Raw genomic sequence first — 383 nt, 5'->3', positions numbered from 1 at the left:
ATTTGGAGGAAATGAACCAACAGGTGCTATATCGTGGGTGAAATTAAGTTCTCTAACTGGAGCGGATAGATTATATTGATTATCACTGTTTGCAAACTGAAAGAATTGCCCTCTGCTACGAGCTGCATATTCCCACTGAGCCTCAGTCGGTAATGTGATATTTTTCCCGTTTTCTTTCCCAACCCACTGGCAAAACGCGTTCGCTTCATTCCAGTTTACTGAGGCTGGATATTCATCACCAATTTCTCGTAGCATTTGTTTATCATAAAAACTTTCAATATCTCTATTTTTTACTTCTTTGTAGTACGCATTCCATTCTCTTCCGGTTACCTGCACCCATTTATTATAATCACCCCATGTAATTTTATTTCTGGTTATTTTGA

Annotated in this window: 1 protein-coding gene; it reads right to left on the bottom strand. The window is 38.1% G+C overall.

The genetic code is table 11. The features are described from left to right. Nucleotides 1–383: formylglycine-generating enzyme family protein (locus HEM79_RS23230; protein WP_183082732.1), on the bottom strand; the 383-nt coding region annotated here is incomplete at both ends.

It is taken from the genome of Escherichia sp. 93.0816 (assembly GCF_013368855.2).
In the GTDB taxonomy this organism is placed as follows: domain Bacteria; phylum Pseudomonadota; class Gammaproteobacteria; order Enterobacterales; family Enterobacteriaceae; genus Escherichia; species Escherichia ruysiae.
Note: the sequence above shows the minus strand (reverse complement) of the source record. Positions and strands in the feature narration are given on the sequence as shown.